At 73.8% G+C, this 18443-nt stretch carries 2 protein-coding genes; both read left to right on the forward strand.

From position 1 onward, the window contains the following. Positions 1-99: 99 nt before the first annotated feature. The gene (locus AB0N03_RS51035; RefSeq protein ID WP_364388605.1) at positions 100-3435 is read left to right on the forward strand and encodes an SDR family NAD(P)-dependent oxidoreductase; all 3336 of its coding nucleotides are present in this window, start codon (positions 100-102) and stop codon (positions 3433-3435) included. A 45-nt stretch (positions 3436-3480) separates the two neighbouring features. Further along, positions 3481-18443 (forward strand): type I polyketide synthase (locus AB0N03_RS51040; RefSeq protein WP_364388607.1); only part of this gene is annotated, 14963 nt, incomplete at its 3' end.

Consider the following 18443-nt stretch of genomic DNA (forward strand, 5'->3'; position numbering starts at 1 on the left):
CAGGTTCCGGAGCGCCCCAATGTGGCCTTCGGTGCGTTGAACGCACCGAAGGGCCCCTTGGGTGCGTTCAACGCAACCAAGGCCACATTGGGGCGCTCGGTGCCCTGGGTGATCTCCGCCCGCTCGGAAGCCGCGGTTCGGGATCGGGCCGCCGCGCTGGCCGAGGTAGCCGGGAGCGACGCCGAGATCGCGTGGTCGCTGGTCAGCACCCGGTCCCAGTTCGAGCACCGCGCGGTCGTCCTCGACGACCATCGAGACGGGCTGAGCGCACCCGGTTCGGCGGTGGTCACCGGGACCGCCGGTGCCGCGGGCGAGACGGTCTTCGTCTTCCCCGGCCAAGGCGCGCAGTGGGCAGGGATGGCCGTCGAGCTGCTCGACGAGCCGGTTTTCGCTGACCGGATCGCCGAGTGCGCCGCCGCGCTCGCCCCGCACGTCGACTGGTCGCTGACCGACGTCCTGAGCGACGCCGACGCGCTGACCCGGGTCGACGTCGTGCAACCAGCGTCGTGGGCCGTGATGGTGTCCCTGGCCGCGCTCTGGCGGGCGCACGGGATCGAGCCCGACGCCGTCGCCGGGCACTCTCAAGGCGAGATCGCCGCCGCGGTTGTCGCGGGTGGACTGTCCCTTGAGGACGGCGCCAAGGTCGTCGCGTTGCGCAGCAGGGCGATCGCCGCCGGGCTAGCCGGTCAGGGCGGCATGGCCTCGATCGCGCTCGACGCCGCCCGCGTGGCGGACGTGCTGCCGGAAGGCGTCGCGATCGCGGCCTACAACAGCCCGACCTCGACCGTGGTGTGCGGCGATCCGTCCGCATTGGACGAGCTGATCGCCCAGTGCGCGGAAAAGGATATCCGGGCCCGCCGCATCCCCGTCGACTACGCGTCGCACTCCGGCTACGTCGAAGGCATTCGCGACGAACTGCACGAAGTCCTGGAGGGCCTGAGCCCCCGCGCCGGCGACGTCCCGTTCTACTCCGCGGTGACGGCCGAGCCGATCGACACCGCGACCCTCGACGCCGGGTACTGGTACCGGAACCTGCGCGAGCCGGTCCGCTTCCTCGACACGACTCACGCCCTCATCGAGCGGGGACACCGGTTCTTCGTCGAGGTCAGCCCGCACCCGGTGCTGCTGTCCGCGATCCAGGAGACCCTCGACGACACCCCGGGCGTCGTCGTCGGGACGCTGCGACGCGGCGAAGGCGGCCCGCGCCGGTTCCTGACCTCGGTCGCCGAGCTGTGGACGCAGGGACACGACGTCGACTGGCGGACGTTCCTCCCGGAGACGCGCACGGTCGGCCTGCCCACCTACCCGTTCCAGCACCGGCGCTTCTGGCCGAAACGCGCGCAGGCCGTAACGACCGGCGACCCGGTCGACGACCGGTTCTGGGCAGCCGTGGAACGCGAGGACCTGGCGTCGATCGCCGACACCCTCGCCGTCGCGCCGGAGCCCCTCGGCGACATCCTGCCGGCGCTCGCGTCCTGGCGACGCACCCGGCTCGAGACGTCCACTGTGGAGGGATGGCGCTACCGCATCACCTGGAAGCCCCTCGCCACCCGGGAAAAGAACCTGACCGGCACGTGGCTGGTCGTGACGCCGGAAGACGGCGACCACCCGTGGCTCGACGCGGCACGACAGGCCGTCGAGGACGCGGGCGCCACCGCCGTCGAGATCACCGTCGGGGCCACCGACCGAGCCGCGCTCGGCAAGCGACTGGTCGACCTCGCCCCGGTGGACGGCGTGCTCTCCCTGCTCGCCCTGGACCGGGCCGCGCAAGAAGAGCTCCCGCGCGGCGTCGCGAACACCCTGCTCCTGACCCAGGCACTCGGCGACGCCGGAATCGCCGCCCCGCTGTGGCTCGCCACGGCGGGCGCGGTGGCCACCGGCCGCGGCGACACCGTCACCGACGCCGCACAGTCCCAGGTCTGGGGCCTCGGCCGGGTCATCGGCCTGGAACACGCCGACCGCTGGGGCGGCCTGGTCGACCTACCCGACACGACCGACGAGCGCGACCGGCGACACCTGGCCGAGGTCCTGGCCGGGGCAGGCGACGAGGACCAGGTCGCCGTCCGGGCGTCCGGAGTGCTCACCCGGCGCCTGGTGCCGGCCCCGCTCGGCGACGGAGCCCCGGCCCGCGACTGGCGGCCCGAAGGAACCGTGCTGATCACCGGCGGCACCGGCGCGCTCGGCGCCCACGTCGCCCGCTGGCTCGCCGGCCGCGGCGCGCGGCGTCTGGTCCTCACCAGCAGGCGCGGCGACGTGGCACCCGGCGCGGCCGAACTCTGCGAGGAGCTCGCCGCACTCGGCGCGACGACGACGATCGCCGCGTGCGACGTCGCCGACCGCGCGGCCCTGAAGGCGCTGCTTGACGAGCTGGACGAGCCCGTGCGGGCCGTCTTCCACGCGGCCGGGATCGTTCAGGGCACCGCGCTCGACGACACCGAGCTGGTCGAGTTCGCCGAAGTCGTCAAAGCCAAGGTGGCGGGCGCCACCCACCTCGACGAACTCCTCGACGACCTTGACGCGTTCGTCCTGTTCTCCTCCAACGCCGGCGTCTGGGGCAGCGGCGGGCAAGGCGCGTACGCGGCGGGCAACGCGTTCCTCGACGCGCTCGCCCAGCGACGCCGTGACCGCGGGCTCACCGCGACTTCGGTCGCGTGGGGCGCGTGGCAGGGCGCGGGCATGGCGGGCGACAACGACGCCGAGGAACACCTGCGCCGCCGCGGCGTGAGCGCGATGCCACCGGAACGGGCGCTGCTCGCACTGGGGCAGGCGATCGACCGCGACGAGACCGTCCTCACTGTCGCCGACGTCGACTGGGAGCGGTTCGTGCGGGGCTTCACCGCCGCCCGGCCGCGGCCGCTGCTCGACGACCTCCCCGCCGTCCGCCGGGCCCTCGAAGCCCGGCCGGCCGAGGCCGAGGCGACGCCGGCGGACTTCGCGAGCCGGCTGACCGGCCTGCCGCCCGCCGAACGGGAGCGGGTGGTCCTCGACCACGTCCGCGACGCCATCGCCCGGGTGCTCGGCCACGCGGGCGCCGAGGAGATCGACGCGAACCGGCCGTTCAAGGAGATCGGCTTCGACTCCCTGACCGCGGTGGAGCTGCGCAACCGCTTGCGCGCGGCGACCGGGCTCAAGCTGCCGGCCACCCTCGTCTTCGACCACCCGACCCCGTCGGCGCTGGCCGGGTTCCTGCTCTCGGCGCTGGCCGGCGACGAAGTCTCGGTCCTGGGGGAGCTGGACCGGATCGAGGCGCTGGTTTCAGGGGTTTCCCCAGAGGATGCCGCCTTCGGTCTCATCACCGGCCGACTTCAGACCATGCTGAACAAGCTGGGAGAAGCCCGGGCGTCCGACGGCCGTCCCCGGGCCGCCCAGCGGCTCGAAGGCGCGACGGACGACGAAATTTTCGACTTCATCCACCGGGAGCTCGGCAGGTCGTGATGCCCGCGCCGGTGGACCGCACAAGGACCACAGGCGAGGGCGCTGGTGAACGAGGACAAGCTCCGGGACTACCTGAAGTGGGTTACGACCGACCTCGCCGAGACCCGGCAACGCCTCCAGGAGCTGGAGGAGGGGGAGCGGGAGCCGATCGCGATCGTCGCGATGGGCTGCCGGTTCCCGGGCGGCGTGACCTCCCCGGAGGAGCTTTGGGACCTGGTCGACGGCGGCACCGACGCGATGTCGGCGTTCCCGGCCGACCGCGGCTGGGACGCCTTCGACGGCAGCGGCGACTACGCGCGCACCGGCGGATTCATCGACACCGCCACGACGTTCGATCCGGCGTTCTTCGGCATCAGCCCGCGTGAGGCACTCGCCACCGACCCGCAGCAGCGGCTGCTGCTCGAAGTGTCCTGGGAGGTCTTCGAACGCGCGGGGATCGACCCCGGCTCCCTGACCGGCACCTCCGCCGGGGTCTTCGTCGGCTCGACGCCGTCCGGGTACGGCCTGGGCAGCGAGACCGGCGAGGTCGCCGGGCACCTGCTCACCGGCAACGCGGGCAGTGTCCTGTCCGGCCGGCTCGCCTACAGCTACGGCCTGGAGGGGCCCGCGGTCACCGTCGACACGGCATGCTCGTCCGCGCTCGTCGCCCTGCACCTCGCCTGCCAGGCCCTGCGCAAGCGGGAGTGCTCCCTTGCCCTGGCCGGCGGCGCGACGATCATGTCCACCCCGGCTGTCTTCCTCGAGTTCGCCCGCCAGGGCGGGCTCGCCGGCGACGGCCGCTGCAAGCCGTTCGCCGAGGCCGCCGACGGCACCGGCTGGGGCGAGGGCATCGGCCTGCTGCTGCTCGAGCGCCTGTCCGACGCGCGCCGCCGCAACCACCCCGTGCTCGCCGTGATCGAGGGCTCGGCCGTCAACTCCGATGGCGCGTCCAACGGCCTGACCGCGCCGAACGGACCGTCGCAGCAACGCGTGATCCGCGCGGCCCTGGCCGCCGCCGGTCTTTCGCCCGCCGACGTCGACGTCGTCGAGGCGCACGGCACCGGCACCACCTTGGGCGACCCGATCGAGGCCCAGGCGCTGCTGGCCACCTACGGGCAGAACCGCCCGGCGGACCGGCCGCTGCGCGTGGGCGCGGTGAAGTCCAACATCGGGCACACCCAGGCCGCCTCCGGCGCGGCCGGCGTCATCAAGATGGTCCTCGCCCTGCGGCACGGGCATCTCCCGCACACCCTGCACCTGGACGAGCCGTCGTCCCATGTGGACTGGACGGCCGGGTCGGTCGAGCTGCTGGGCGCGCCGATGCCGTGGCCGGAGCGAGACGCGCCCCGCCGCGCCGGGGTGTCCGCGTTCGGCGTCAGTGGCACCAACGTGCACGTCCTGCTCGCCGAGCCGTCCGCGGCCGAAGTGACCGAAGAAGTCCAGGCTCCGGCCGGACCCTGGCCGTTCCTGGTTTCCGCGCGTGGCACGGCCGCCCTGCGCGAGCAGGCCGCGAGCCTGCGGCCCGTCGCGGAGGAAGAAAACCTCGCGGACCTCGCCTGGTCGCTGAGCGCCGGACGCGCGGCCCTCGACGACCGCGCGGTCGTCCTCGCCGGTAGCCGCGACGAACTCCTGCGCGGCCTCGACGCGCTCGCCGCGGACGGCGTCGCACCCGGCCTGATGCGCGGCGCGATCCGACCGGGAAAACTGGCGTTCCTGTTCACCGGCCAGGGTTCCCAGCGCGCCGGCATGGGTGGTGAGCTGCACGCGCGGTACCCCGGCTACGCGACCGCGTTCGACGAGGTGTGCGCGGAGTTCGACCGCCACCTCGACCGTCCACTGCGGACGGTGATCGCTTCGGGCGAGCACCTCGACGAGACGGCGTACACCCAGCCCGCGCTGTTCGCGGTCGAGGTGGCGCTGTACCGGCTGGCCGAGTCCTGGGGCTACCAGCCGGACTACCTGCTGGGCCACTCCATCGGTGAGCTGGTCGCCGCGCACCTGGCCGGCGTTCTCTCGCTGGCCGACGCGTGCACGCTGGTCGCCGCCCGCGGCCGGTTGATGCAGGCGCTGCCCACCGGGGGCGCGATGGTCGCCGTCCAGGCGACCGAACGCGAAATCGACCTGGTCGACGGGCTCTCGATCGCGGCCGTCAACGGGCCGTCGTCGATCGTGCTCTCCGGGGACGAGGACGTCGTGCTGGCCGCCGCCGAGCGCCTCGCCGGGCTCGGCCGCAAGACCAAGCGCCTCGACGTCTCGCACGCGTTCCACTCCGCCCGCATGGACGTGATGCTCGCCGAGTTCCGCCAGGTCCTCGACGGCCTCACCTTCCACCCGCCGAAGATCGCGGTCGTCTCCAACGTCACCGGCACCCTCGCCGACCAGCTGACTTTGCCCGACTACTGGGTTGCGCACGTCCGGGAAGCCGTGCGCTTCGCCGACGGCGTCGGCTGGCTGGCCGAGGCCGGGGTGACCGGCTTCCTCGAGCTGGGCCCCGACGGCGCGCTGGCCGCGCTCGCCCAGGACTGCCTGCCCGCCGACGTGGCCGTCGCCGCGCTGCTGCGCCGGGACCGCCCGGAAGCGCCGGCCGCGCTGACCGGTCTCGCCCGGATGCACGTGTCCGGGCACGGACCCGGCTGGTCGGCCGTGCTGGCCGGCGGCCGCCGCGTCGACCTGCCGACGTACCGCTTCCAGCGTCAGCGCTACTGGCTGGAACCGTCGGTGACCACCGGAACCGGGGACGACGCGTTCTGGTCCGCGGTGGACACGGGGACCCTCGCCGAAGTGCTGGACCTGCCGGAAGACGCGGTCGGCGACCTGCTGCCCGCGCTGTCGGCGTATCGCGCGAAGCACCAAGAGAAGTCCACTGTGGATGGCTGGCGGTACGGGATCGGCTGGACACCCGTGTCGCCGTCGCCGAAACCGTTCTCGGGCACCTGGCTGGCCGTCGTCCCGGAAGACTTCACCTCGCCGGTGCTCGACGCCCTGGTGAGCCGCGGGTTCGATCCCGTCACGCTCGATCGGCTGCCTGACCACTCCGATGTGGACGGTGTGCTTTCGTTACTGGCCTTGGCTGATGAAGCTACGGCTCTGCTGCGCACCATCGAGCTGGTCCGCAACGCGACCGCCCCCGTCTGGGTCGCGACGCGGGGCGCCGTCTCCACCGGGCAGTCCGACCCGCTGACCGCGCTGGACCAGGCTCCGCTGTGGGGCCTCGGCCGGGTCGCCGCGCTGGAGTACCCGCAGCGTTGGGGCGGTCTGATCGACCTGCCCGAAGCACTCGACGACCGTGCCCTCGACCGGCTGGCGGCCGTCCTGACCTCGACCGAGGACCAGGTGGCGCTGCGCGCGTCCGGGATGTTCGGCCGCCGGCTGCGGCGGATCACCGGCCCGGCCGCCGAGCCGTGGTCGCCCGCCGGGACCGTGCTGATCACCGGCGGCACCGGTGCGTTGGGCGCGGTCGTCGCACGCACGCTCGCCGAAGCCGGCGCCGAACACCTCGTCCTGGCCGGCCGCCGCGGTCTCGACGCCCCGGGCGCGACGGCCCTGCGGGACGAGCTGACCGCGCTGGGCACCCGGGTCACCGTCGCCGCCTGCGACGTCGCCGACCGCGACGCCGTGGCCGGGCTCCTCGCCGGACTGCCCGATCTCGACGCCGTCATCCACACCGCCGGCGTCCTCGACGACGCCGTGCTCGACGGCGTCACCGCCGAGCAGCTCGACACCGTCTTCCGGCCCAAGCTCGATGCCGCCCGGCACCTCGACGAGCTGACCCGCGACCGCGCCCTGTCCGCGTTCGTGCTGTTCTCGTCGTTCGCGGGCAGCCTCGGCGCGGTCGGCCAGGCCGCCTACGCCGCCGCCAACGCCGGGCTCGACGCGCTCGCCGAACAGCGTCGCGCCGCCGGGCTGCCCGCCACCTCCGTGGCCTGGGGCCCGTGGGGCGGCAGCGGCATGGCGGCCGACGACCTGGTCGCCGACCGGATGCGCCGGGGCGGCGTGCCACCGATGGCCCCGCGACCGGCCGTCGCCGCGCTGCGCCGCGCGATCGGTAGTGGGGAAGCCAACCCCATCGTCGCCGACGTCGACTGGGCGAAGTTCGTGCCCGGGTTCACCACCACCCGCCCCAGCCCGCTGCTCGGCGACCTGCCCGAGGCGCGGGACGCGATGCACGTCCCCGAAGAACAGCCCCTGGCCGGACGGCTGGCCGCACTGTCCACTGAGGACCAGCAAGCGCTCCTGCTCGACGTCGTCCGCACCCAGGCCGCCGCCGTGCTCGCCTACCCCGGCCCGGAGGCGGTCGAGCCCGAGCGCGCGTTCAAGGACCTCGGCGTCGACTCGCTGACCGCCGTCGAGCTGCGCAACGGCCTCGGTGCCGCGACCGGGCGCGCGCTGCCCGCGACGCTCGTGTTCGACTACCCGACCCCGGCTGCCGTCGCCACCTACCTGCGTGACGAGCTGGCCGGGTCCGCCGCGACGCCGGTCGTCACCCGTCCCGCCGCGGCCATCGAGGACGAACCGCTCGCCATCGTGTCGATGGCCTGCCGGCTGCCCGGCGGCGTGCGGTCGCCCGAAGACCTGTGGGACATGCTCGCGGGCGGCCGCGACGCCGTCACCACGTTCCCCGAGGACCGCGGCTGGCCCCTGGCCGACCTGTACCACCCCGACCGCGGCCACGAGGGCACCAGCTACACGCGCCACGGCGGCTTCCTCGACGGCGTGGCCGACTTCGACGCCGGCTTCTTCGGGATCTCGCCGCGCGAGGCCCTCGCCATGGACCCGCAGCAGCGGCTGCTGCTGGAGACGTCGTGGGAGACGTTCGAGCGCGCGGGCATCGACCCACTGTCGCTGCGCGGCTCCCAAGTCGGCGTCTACATCGGAACCAACGGCCAGGACTACGCGGCGCTGCTGCGCGAATCCGGCGAGGGCAGCTCGGACGGCCACGCCGGGACCGGGAACGCCGGATCGGTCGTCTCCGGCCGGATTTCCTACGTGCTGGGCCTCGAAGGGCCGGCCGTCACGGTCGACACCGCGTGCTCCTCGTCGCTGGTGGCGCTGCACTGGGCCGCGCAGTCGCTGCGCTCGGGCGAGTCCTCGATGGCGCTGGTCGGCGGCGTGACCGTGATGACGACGCCGGGCGCGTTCCTGGAGTTCAGCAAACAGGGCGGCCTGGCCGAAGACGGCCGGTGCAAGGCGTTCGCCGACGGCGCGGACGGCACGGGCTGGGGCGAAGGCGTCGGCCTCATCCTCGTCGAGCGGCTGTCCGACGCACGGCGCAACGGGCACCCGGTGCTGGCGCTGGTGCGCGGCTCCGCCGTGAACCAGGACGGCGCGTCGAACGGGCTCACCGCCCCGAACGGGCCGTCGCAGCAGCGGGTGATCCGTGCCGCGCTGGCGAACGCGGGTCTCGAACCGTCCGATGTGGACGCCGTCGAGGCGCACGGCACCGGCACGACGCTGGGCGACCCGATCGAGGCGCAGGCGCTGCTGGCGACCTACGGCCGGGACCGTTCGCAGCCGCTGTGGCTGGGGTCGCTGAAGTCCAACATCGGCCACACGCAGGCGGCGGCGGGTGTCGCCGGGATCATCAAGATGGTCCTCTCGCTGGGCCACGGCCTGCTGCCGAAGACGCTGCACGTCGATCAGCCGTCGCGGCACATCGACTGGGAGAGCGGCGCGGTGGCGCTGCTGACCGAGGCACGCGACTGGCCGGAGTACGACGGACCGCGCCGCGCGGGCGTGTCCTCGTTCGGTGTCAGTGGCACGAATGCCCACGTCATCCTCGAAGGCGTTCCCGCGGTCGAATCACTGGCCACCTCGGACGGTCTGGTGCCCTGGGTCCTGTCCGGACGGTCCGAGGCCGCCCTGCGGGACGCTGCCCGCGACCTGCTGCGGCTGGAAGACACCGACGTCGCCGCTGTCGCTGCCGGTCTGGGTGCGCGCGCCGCCTTCGAGCACCGGGCCGTCGTGCTCGGTGCGGACTTCGCCGAACTGGCGACCGGCCTGGAGGCCCTCGCGGCCGGCGGTCCGGCGGCGAACCTCGTCCAGGGCACGCAGAACGCCGGGAAGCCGGCGTTCCTGTTCTCCGGTCAGGGTTCGCAGCGCGTCGGGATGGGTGCGGAGCTGTACGAGCGGTACCCGGTGTTCGCGGACGCGTTCGACGCGGTCTGCGCGCTGGTGGACGCTTCGCTGGATCGGCCGTTGCGCGAGGTCGTCTTCGGTGACGGTTCGCTACTGGACGAGACGGGGTACACGCAGCCCGCCTTGTTCGCGATCGAAGTGGCGTTGTTCCGGTTGCTGGAGTCGTTCGGCGTCCGGCCGGACTACGTGGCCGGGCACTCGATCGGCGAGCTGGCCGCCGCGCACGTCGCCGGTGTGCTGTCCCTTGAGGACGCCTGCACGCTGGTGGCGGCCCGGGCGGGCCTGATGCAGGCGCTGCCCACCGGTGGCGCGATGCTGGCCGTGCAGGCCACCGAGGACGAGGTCGCCGCCGTGCTGGGCGACGGCGCGGGTTTCGCGGCCATCAACGGTCCACAAGCTACCGTCGTGTCCGGCGAGGTCGAAGCTGTCGCGGCCGTGGAACGTCATTTTGCCGCGCTGGGCCGGAAGGTCCGGCGGCTCACGGTGTCGCACGCGTTCCACTCCGCGCTGATGGACCCGATGCTGGACGCGTTCGCGGCCGTCGCCGACGGGCTCACCTTCCACCCGCCGAAGATCCCGCTGGTGTCCACTGTGTCCGGCCGCTTGGCCGGCGACGAGATCCTGACGCCGGTGTACTGGGTGCGTCAGGTCCGCGAGCCGGTGCGGTTCGCCGACGCCGTCACGACGCTGAACGAGCTGGGCGTCACCGGGGCCGTCGAGCTGGGCCCGGACGGGGTGCTCGCCGCGCTGGCGCAGGAGGCCCTGCCCGCGACGGCGACGCTGCGCAAGGACCGGCCCGAAGAGCGGACGCTGCTCGCCGCCCTGGCCCACTTGCACGTCTCCGGACGGACCCTGGACTGGTCCGCGGTGCTGCGCCCGGCGTCGTTCGTCGTGCTGCCCACCTACCCCTTCCAGCGCGAGCGGTACTGGCCGCGCGTTCCCGAATCCGCTGCTCCGGTGGCCGGGGCGGACGGCGAGTTCTGGGCGGCGGTCGGGCGGTCCGACCTGTCCGCGCTCGCCTCGACCCTGGACGTCGCCGAGACCGAGTTGTCGGGCCTGGAAACCGCCCTGCCGCTGCTCGCCCGGTGGCATGGTGACCGCGCGAACTTGTCTACTGTGGACAAGTGGCGCTACGCCGTGAACTGGCGACCGCTGAAGCCGGCCGAGGGAAGCCCGGGCACCTGGCTGCTGGTGCTGCCCGAGCACGGCGTCGAGCGGGATCTTCTCGAAGCGCTGACCGCGGGCCTCGACTGCGTCCCGGTGCACGTCGCCGACCTGCCGGTGGACGGTGACTACGCGGGTGTGCTGTCGCTGCTCGCCCTCGACGAGCGTCCCGCGCCGGACGCACCGGAGATCACGATCGGCCTCGCCGCGACCCTGGAACTCGTGCAGGCGCTCGACGACGCCACGCCGCTGTGGTGCGCCACTTCGGGCGCGGTGTCGGTCGGCCGCGCCGACGCGGTCCGCAGCGCGGCCCAAGCGGCGCTGTGGGGTTTCGGCCGCACCGCCGCCGTCGAACACGCCGGCCGCTGGGGCGGCCTGCTCGACCTCCCGGCCGTCCTCGACGACCGCGCGGTCGCCCGGCTGGCGAGCGTCCTGGGCGGAACCGAGGACCAGGTCGCCGTCCGCGACTCCGCCGTGTTCGCCGCCCGGCTTGACCGTGCCCCCGCGACGACGTCCGGCACGACCTGGCGACCGCGCGGCACCGTGCTGATCACCGGCGGGACCGGGGCGCTCGGCGCCGAGGTCGCCCGCTGGCTGGCCCGCACCGGAGCCGAGCACCTCGTGCTGACGAGCCGCCGGGGCCTCGACGCCGCCGGCGCACCGGAACTGCGCGACGAACTGACCGCGCTCGGCCTCACCGTGACCATCGCGGCCTGCGATGTCACCGATCGCGAAGCCGTCGCCGCGCTGATCAACGGCATCGATGAGCTTCGGGCCGTCGTGCACGCCGCCGGGGTGGCGCAGACCGCGCCGCTCGACGGGCTCGGCGTGGCCGAGTTCGCCGGGTTCACCGCCGCGAAGCTCGCCGGCGCCGAGAACCTGGACGCCGTCCTCGGCGACCGCGACCTCGACGCGTTCGTGCTGTTCTCCTCCATCGCGGGCGTCTGGGGCAGCGGCGGCCAGAGCGCCTACGCGGCCGCGAACGCCTACCTCGACGGTCTCGCCCGCCGCCGCCGTGCGACCGGGCTGGCCGCGACGTCCGTGGCCTGGGGTCCCTGGGCGGGCGGCGGCATGCTGGCCGACGAGGGCGCGGAGGACCACCTGCGCCGTCGCGGTCTCCGGCCCCTCGCCCCCGAACTGGCGATCACCGCGCTGCGGCAGGCTCTGGACTCCGGCGACACCGCCGTCACCGTCGCCGACGTCGACTGGGCGCGGTTCGCGCCCGGGTTCACCTCGGTCCGCCCGAGCGCGCTGCTCGGCGATCTGCCCGAGGTCCGGGCCGCCCTCGACGTCCCGGTCGACACCGGCCCGGCCCGCGACCTGTCCGCCGGCGACCTGCTGGACCTCGTCCAGGCCGAAGCGGCCGCCGCCCTCGGACACGCCGACCCGGCGTCCGTCGCGGTGGACCGGCCCTTCCGCGACCTGGGCTTCGACTCGCTGACCGCGGTCGAGCTGCGCAACCGCCTGAGCGCGGTCACCGGGCTGAAGCTGCCGTCGACGCTCGTCTTCGACCATCCGACGACCACCGTCCTCGCGGACTTCCTGGCCGGAGAACTGTTCGGTACGGAAGACGCCGTCGCTCCGGCACGGCGGCTCGAAGACGCCGACGAGCCGATCGCGATCGTCGGCATGAGCTGCCGCCTGCCCGGCGGGATCACCTCGCCGGAAGAGCTGTGGCGGCTGCTGGCCGACGGCGGCGACGCCATCTCGGCCTGGCCCGAGGACCGCGGCTGGGACGTCGAGGGCCTCTACGACCCCGACCCCGACGCCGAGGGAAAGAGCTACTCCCGCGACGGCGGCTTCCTGACCGGCGCCGGCGAGTTCGACGCCGCGTTCTTCGAGATGAGCCCCCGCGAGGCACTGGCCACCGACCCACAGCAGCGGTTGCTGCTCGAAAGCTCGTGGGAGGCCTTGGAACGGGCCGGGATCGACCCGCGCTCCCTCGCCGGGAGCGCGTCCGGCGTGTTCGTCGGCGCGGGCGTCTCGGGCTACGCCGCCGGCCTGCGCGAAGCCCCCGAAGGCCTCGGCGGGCACCTGCTCACCGGCAACGCCGGCAGTGTCCTTTCCGGACGGATCGCCTACCACCTCGGCGTCGAAGGGCCGGCCGTCACACTGGACACCGCGTGTTCCTCTTCGCTGGTCGCGCTGCACCTCGCTGCCCGGTCCCTGCGCTCGGGCGAGTGCTCCCTGGCGCTGGCCGGCGGTGTCGCCGTGATGGCCAACCCCGCCGCGTTCGTCGAGTTCAGCCGCCAGCGCGGCCTCGCCCCGGACGGCCGCTGCAAGGCGTTCGCCGACGGCGCCGACGGCACCGGCTGGTCCGAAGGCGTCGGCATGCTCGTGCTGGAGCGGCTGTCCGACGCCCAGCGGCTCGGGCACACCGTCCTCGCGGTGGTGCGCGGGTCCGCGGTGAACTCCGACGGCGCGTCCAACGGCCTCACCGCCCCGAACGGCCCATCGCAGCAGCGGGTGATCCGCGCCGCGCTCGCCGACGCCGCCCTCGAACCGTCCGATGTGGACGCCGTCGAGGGGCACGGCACCGGCACCCGCCTCGGCGACCCGATCGAGGCGCACGCACTGCTGGCCACCTACGGCCGCGAGCGTGAACGTCCACTGTGGCTCGGCTCGCTGAAGTCCAACCTCGGGCACACCCAGGCCGCGGCCGGGGTCGCCGGGGTGATCAAGATGGTGCTCTCGCTCCGAAGCGGACTGCTCCCGAAGACTCTGCACGCCGACCAGCCGTCGTCCGAAGTGGACTGGACGGCGGGCCGCGTCTCGCTGCTCACCGAAGCGATGCCGTGGCCGGCCGACGACCGTCCGCGCCGGGCCGGGGTCTCGGCGTTCGGCGTCAGCGGCACCAACGCGCACGTCATCATCGAAGAGGCGCCGGCGACCGGACCCGAGCTGCCGCGGCCGCGTCGCACCGGGCTCGTCCCGGTGGCGCTGTCCGGCCGGTCGGAGGCGGCGCTGCGGGCGCAGGCCGCGCGGCTGCTCGGTCACCCGGACGCCGACCCGGCCGACCTGGCCTGGTCGCTCGCGACCACCCGCTCGGCGTTCGAGCACCGCGCCGTCGTGCTGGCCGGGGACGACGCCGAGCTGCGGGCCGGCCTCGCGGCGCTGGCCGAGGGAACCAAGTCCGCCGGAGTGATGCGCGGGACGGCCGCGCCCGGCCGCACGGCGTTCCTGTTCACCGGCCAGGGCGCGCAGCGGATCGGCATGGGCCGCGAGCTGTACGGGGAGTTCCCGGTGTTCGCCGAAGCGTTCGACGCGGTGTGCGCGCACTTCGACGCCGAGCTGGACCGGCCGCTGCGCCGCGTCATCGAGGCCGGCGAGCTGCTGGACCGGACCGAATACACCCAGCCGGCGCTGTTCGCGGTCGAGGTGGCGCTGTACCGGCTCCTGGAAGACTGGGGCGTGCGTCCCGACTTCGTCGGCGGCCACTCCATCGGCGAGCTCGCCGCCGCGCACGTCGCGGGGGTGCTCTCTCTCGAGGACGCGTGCACGCTCGTCGCCGCCCGCGCGCGGCTGATGCAGGCGCTGCCCGAGGGCGGGGCGATGGTGGCCGTCGCGGCCACCGAGGACGAGGTCACGCCGCTGCTGACCGACCGCGTGTCGCTGGCCGCGGTCAACGGGCCGTCGTCGGTCGTGCTCTCCGGTGACGAAGACGCCGTGCTGGCGGTCGCCGCGATGTTCGAGAAAACCCGGCGCCTGCGGGTGAGTCACGCCTTCCACTCGGCCCGGATGGACGGCATGCTCGCCGGCTTCCGCGAGGTGGCGGCGGGGCTGAGCTACCACGAGCCCACGGTGCCGGTGCTGTCGAACGTCACCGGCGCGGTGGCGACGGCGGCCGAGCTGGGCGACCCGGAGTACTGGGTCCGGCAGGTCCGCGCCACCGTCCGGTTCGCCGACGGCGTCCGCACGCTGGCCGGGCGCGGCGTGACCCGGTTCCTCGAACTGGGCCCGGCGGGGGTCCTCTCCGCGATGGTCGCGGAGTGTTCGGATGAGCCTCTCGCCGTACCGGCGTTGCGGGCCGACCGTCCCGAAGTCCGCACACTGTTTTCGGCGCTCGCCGCGCTGCAGGTCGACGGCGCCGGGGTGGAGTGGGCTCGGGTGCTGCGCGAAGGCTCGCGCGTCGAGCTGCCCACCTACGCCTTCCAGCGCGAGCGGTACTGGCTGGCGGTACCGGACGTCGACGGCGACCCGGCGTCGCTCGGGCAGGCCGGCGCTGAGCACGGCCTGCTGGGTGCGGCCGTGGAACTGGCCGGCGCGGACGGTGTCGTCCTCACCGGGCTGTTGTCGGCCGACGCTTCGCCGTGGCTGGCCGAACACCGCGTCGACGGTGAGATCCTGTTCCCCGGCGCGGGTTTCGTGGAGCTGGCGCTGCGCGCGGCCGACGAGGCCGGCTGCGACCAGGTCGAAGAGCTGATCCTGGAAGCCCCGCTGGTCCTGCCCGAGCGCGGCGGCGTGCCGGTGCAGGTCCGCGTCGATGCTCCGGAAGCTGCTCGGAGGGCGTTCGGTATCTACACCCGTGGCGACGGCTGGGTCCGGCACGCCAGTGGTTTCCTGGCCACCGGTCTGTCCACTTCGGACGACTTGACGCAGTGGCCGCCCGCGGGTGCGCTGCCGATCGAGGACTTCTACGGCCGGCGCGCGGCGGCCGGGTTCGCCTACGGGCCGACGTTCCAGGGGCTGCGGGCGGCGTACCGCGCGGGCGACGACGTCTACGCCGAGGTGGCGCTGCCCGCGGGGACTTCCGCCGATGGCTGGGGCCTGCACCCGGCGCTGCTGGACGCGGCGCTGCACGCGCTGGCGTTCGCCGACCTCCCGGACATGCTGCCGTTCTCGTGGTCGGGCGTGAGCCTGCACGCGACGGGCGCGACCGAGCTGCGAGTCCGCTTGCGCCGGACAGGAAGCGCCGTCCGGCTGACGCTGGCCGACTCGACGGGCCAGGTCGTCGCGACGGCCGACGCCGTCGTCCTGCGCCCCGTCACCCGTCGTGCGGCCACCACGCACCACCGCGTGGAGTGGGTCGTGAGTGAGAAACTGTGTTCTGACCCTGTTTCCCACTCACGACCGGCCGCGGCCATCGGTGACGTCGGGCTGGGGGAGCTGCCCACCTACCAGGAGTTCGCCGAACTCGCGGCCACCGGTGCCGTGCCCGAGGTCGTGTTCGCCTCCTGCCGGCCCGAAGACACCGATGACCTCACCTGGGCCGTCTGGGCTTCGGCGCAGCGGGCCCTCGCCCTCGCCAAGTCCTGGCTGGCCGACCCGCGGTTCGCCGGTTCGCGGCTCGTCTTCGTCACCCGCGGCGCGGTCGCCGTGCGCGATGGCGAAGTTCCCGATGTCGTGGAAGCCGCCGTCTGGGGTGCTGTCGAGCCGCTGCTCACCGAACACCCCGGCCGGTTCGCCCTCGTCGACGGCGCCGCCGTCGAGCCCGGTGCGGATCGGCTCGCGATCCGCGGTGACGTCGTTCATGAGCCACGGACCGCCGCGTTCACGCCGGACGCTTGGAAACCCGAGGGAACCGTGGTGCTCACCGGGGCCGCCGGCGAACTGGGCGCCGCCGTCGCGCGGCACCTCCTCGAGGACCGGGGCGTCCAGCGGCTCGTCGTGCTCGGTGCCGAACCCCAGCCGGGCGCCGACGTGATCGCCTGCGACCCCGCCGACCGCTACGAACTGGCGCGAGCGCTCCGGGATGTCCCGGACGTCACCACCGCCGTCCACATCGGACTCGCCGAAGGCGCGGCCGACCTGCGCGACCGCGCGGACATCGCCTTCAACCTCGCCGAGCTGGACGTCGACCTCGTGGTTCTGACCGCCGCGGGCGGCGACGGCTTGGTCGCGGCCCAGACCGCGGTGCTCGAAGCCGTTGCGCACAGTGCGCTCGCCTGCCGTCCCGGTGAGACGTTCGACCTGCTGGGTACGAGGGGCGCGCTCCGCACCGTCGAGAACGCCCCGGCGAAGGTCAAGACCCGGCGGGTCGTCGCCCAGGTGGCCGACGCGGGCAACGCGCTGCACCAGAAGCTGGCGCGGCTCCCGGAGACCGACCGGCACCGGGCGCTGCTCGAGATCGTCCGTACCGAAGCGGCGCTGGTCCTGGGTCACGATGGGCCGGGGGCGGTCGGCGCCGACCGCGCGTTCAAGGAGCTGGGCGTCGACTCGCTGACCGCCGTCCAGCTGCGCAACGCGCTCAACACCGTGACCGGCCTGCGGCTGCCCGCGACCTCCGTCTTCGACCACCCGAACCCGGTCGCGCTGGCGAAGGCGCTGCACGCCGAGCTGTTCGGCCAAGAGGAAGAGAGCACCGAGGTCGTCACCCGGGTCGACGAGCCGATCGCGATCGTCGGCATGGCCTGCCGCTACCCCGGCGGCATCACTGACCCCGACGACCTGTGGCGGCTGGTCGCCGAGGGCCGTGACGCGATTTCGCCGTTTCCCACCGACCGCGGCTGGGACCTCGAAGCGCTCTACGACACCGACCCCGACGCGCCGGGCACCTGCTACGCCCGCGAGGGCGGCTTCCTGCACGACGCGAGCGCGTTCGACCCCGGCTTCTTCGGGATCAGCCCGCGCGAGGCCGTCTCGATGGACCCGCAGCACCGCCTGCTGCTGGAAGTGTCCTGGGAGTCGATGGAACGCGCCGGGATCGACCCGGCCACGCTGCGCGGCAGCCGCACCGGCGTCTTCGCCGGCATCACCTACCAGGACTACGGCGGCCTGCTCGGCGCCGCGACCGACAGCTTCGAGGGCTTCCTCGGCACCGGCAACTCGCCGAGCGTGCTCTCCGGCCGCGTCGCCTACACCTTCGGCCTGGAGGGGCCCGCGGTCTCGATCGACACGGCGTGCTCGTCGTCGCTGGTGGCGATCCACTGGGCCTGCCAGTCGCTGCGGGACAGCGACTGCACGCTGGCGCTCGCCGGCGGCGTGACCGTCATGTCCACCCCGGTCTCGCTGATCGAGTTCAGCCGCCAGCGCGCGCTGGCCGCGGACGGGCGCAGCAAGCCCTTCTCGGCCGACGCCGACGGCGCGAGCTGGGCCGAGGGCGCCGGGATGCTCTTGCTGGAAAGGCTTTCCGACGCCGAGCGCAACGGCCACCGCGTCCTCGCGGTGATCAAGGGCTCCGCGATCAACTCCGACGGCGCGTCGAACGGCCTCACCGCCCCGAACGGGCCCTCGCAACAGCGGGTGATCCGGCGGGCACTGGCCAACGCGCGGCTGACACCGTCCGATGTGGACGTCGTCGAGGCGCACGGCACCGGCACGAAACTCGGCGACCCGATCGAGGCCCAGGCCATCATCGCCACCTACGGCCGCGAGCGACCCGAAGGCCGGCCGGTGTACCTGGGGTCGTTCAAGTCGAACGTCGGGCACGCGCAGGCGGCCTCCGGCGTCGGCGGCGTGATCAAGATGGTCCAGGCCATCCGGCACGGCGTGCTGCCGAAGACGCTGCACGCCGAGGTCCCGTCGCCGCACGTCGACTGGGACGCGGGCGACGTCAGCCTGCTCACCGAGACCCGCCCCTGGCTCGCCGATGGTCCGCGCCGCGCGGGAGTCTCGTCGTTCGGCATGAGCGGCACGAACGCGCACGTGATCTTGGAGCAGGGTCCGGAGCGCCCCAATGTGGCCTTGGGTGCGTTGAACGCACCGAAGGCCGCCTTGGGTGCGTTCAACGCACCGAAGGCCACCTTGGGGCGTTCGGGGCACCACCTAAGAAGACGCGAACGGGCCGCCGA

This window comes from Amycolatopsis sp. NPDC051061 (genome assembly GCF_040682935.1).
Classification (GTDB): Bacteria; Actinomycetota; Actinomycetes; order Mycobacteriales; family Pseudonocardiaceae; genus Amycolatopsis.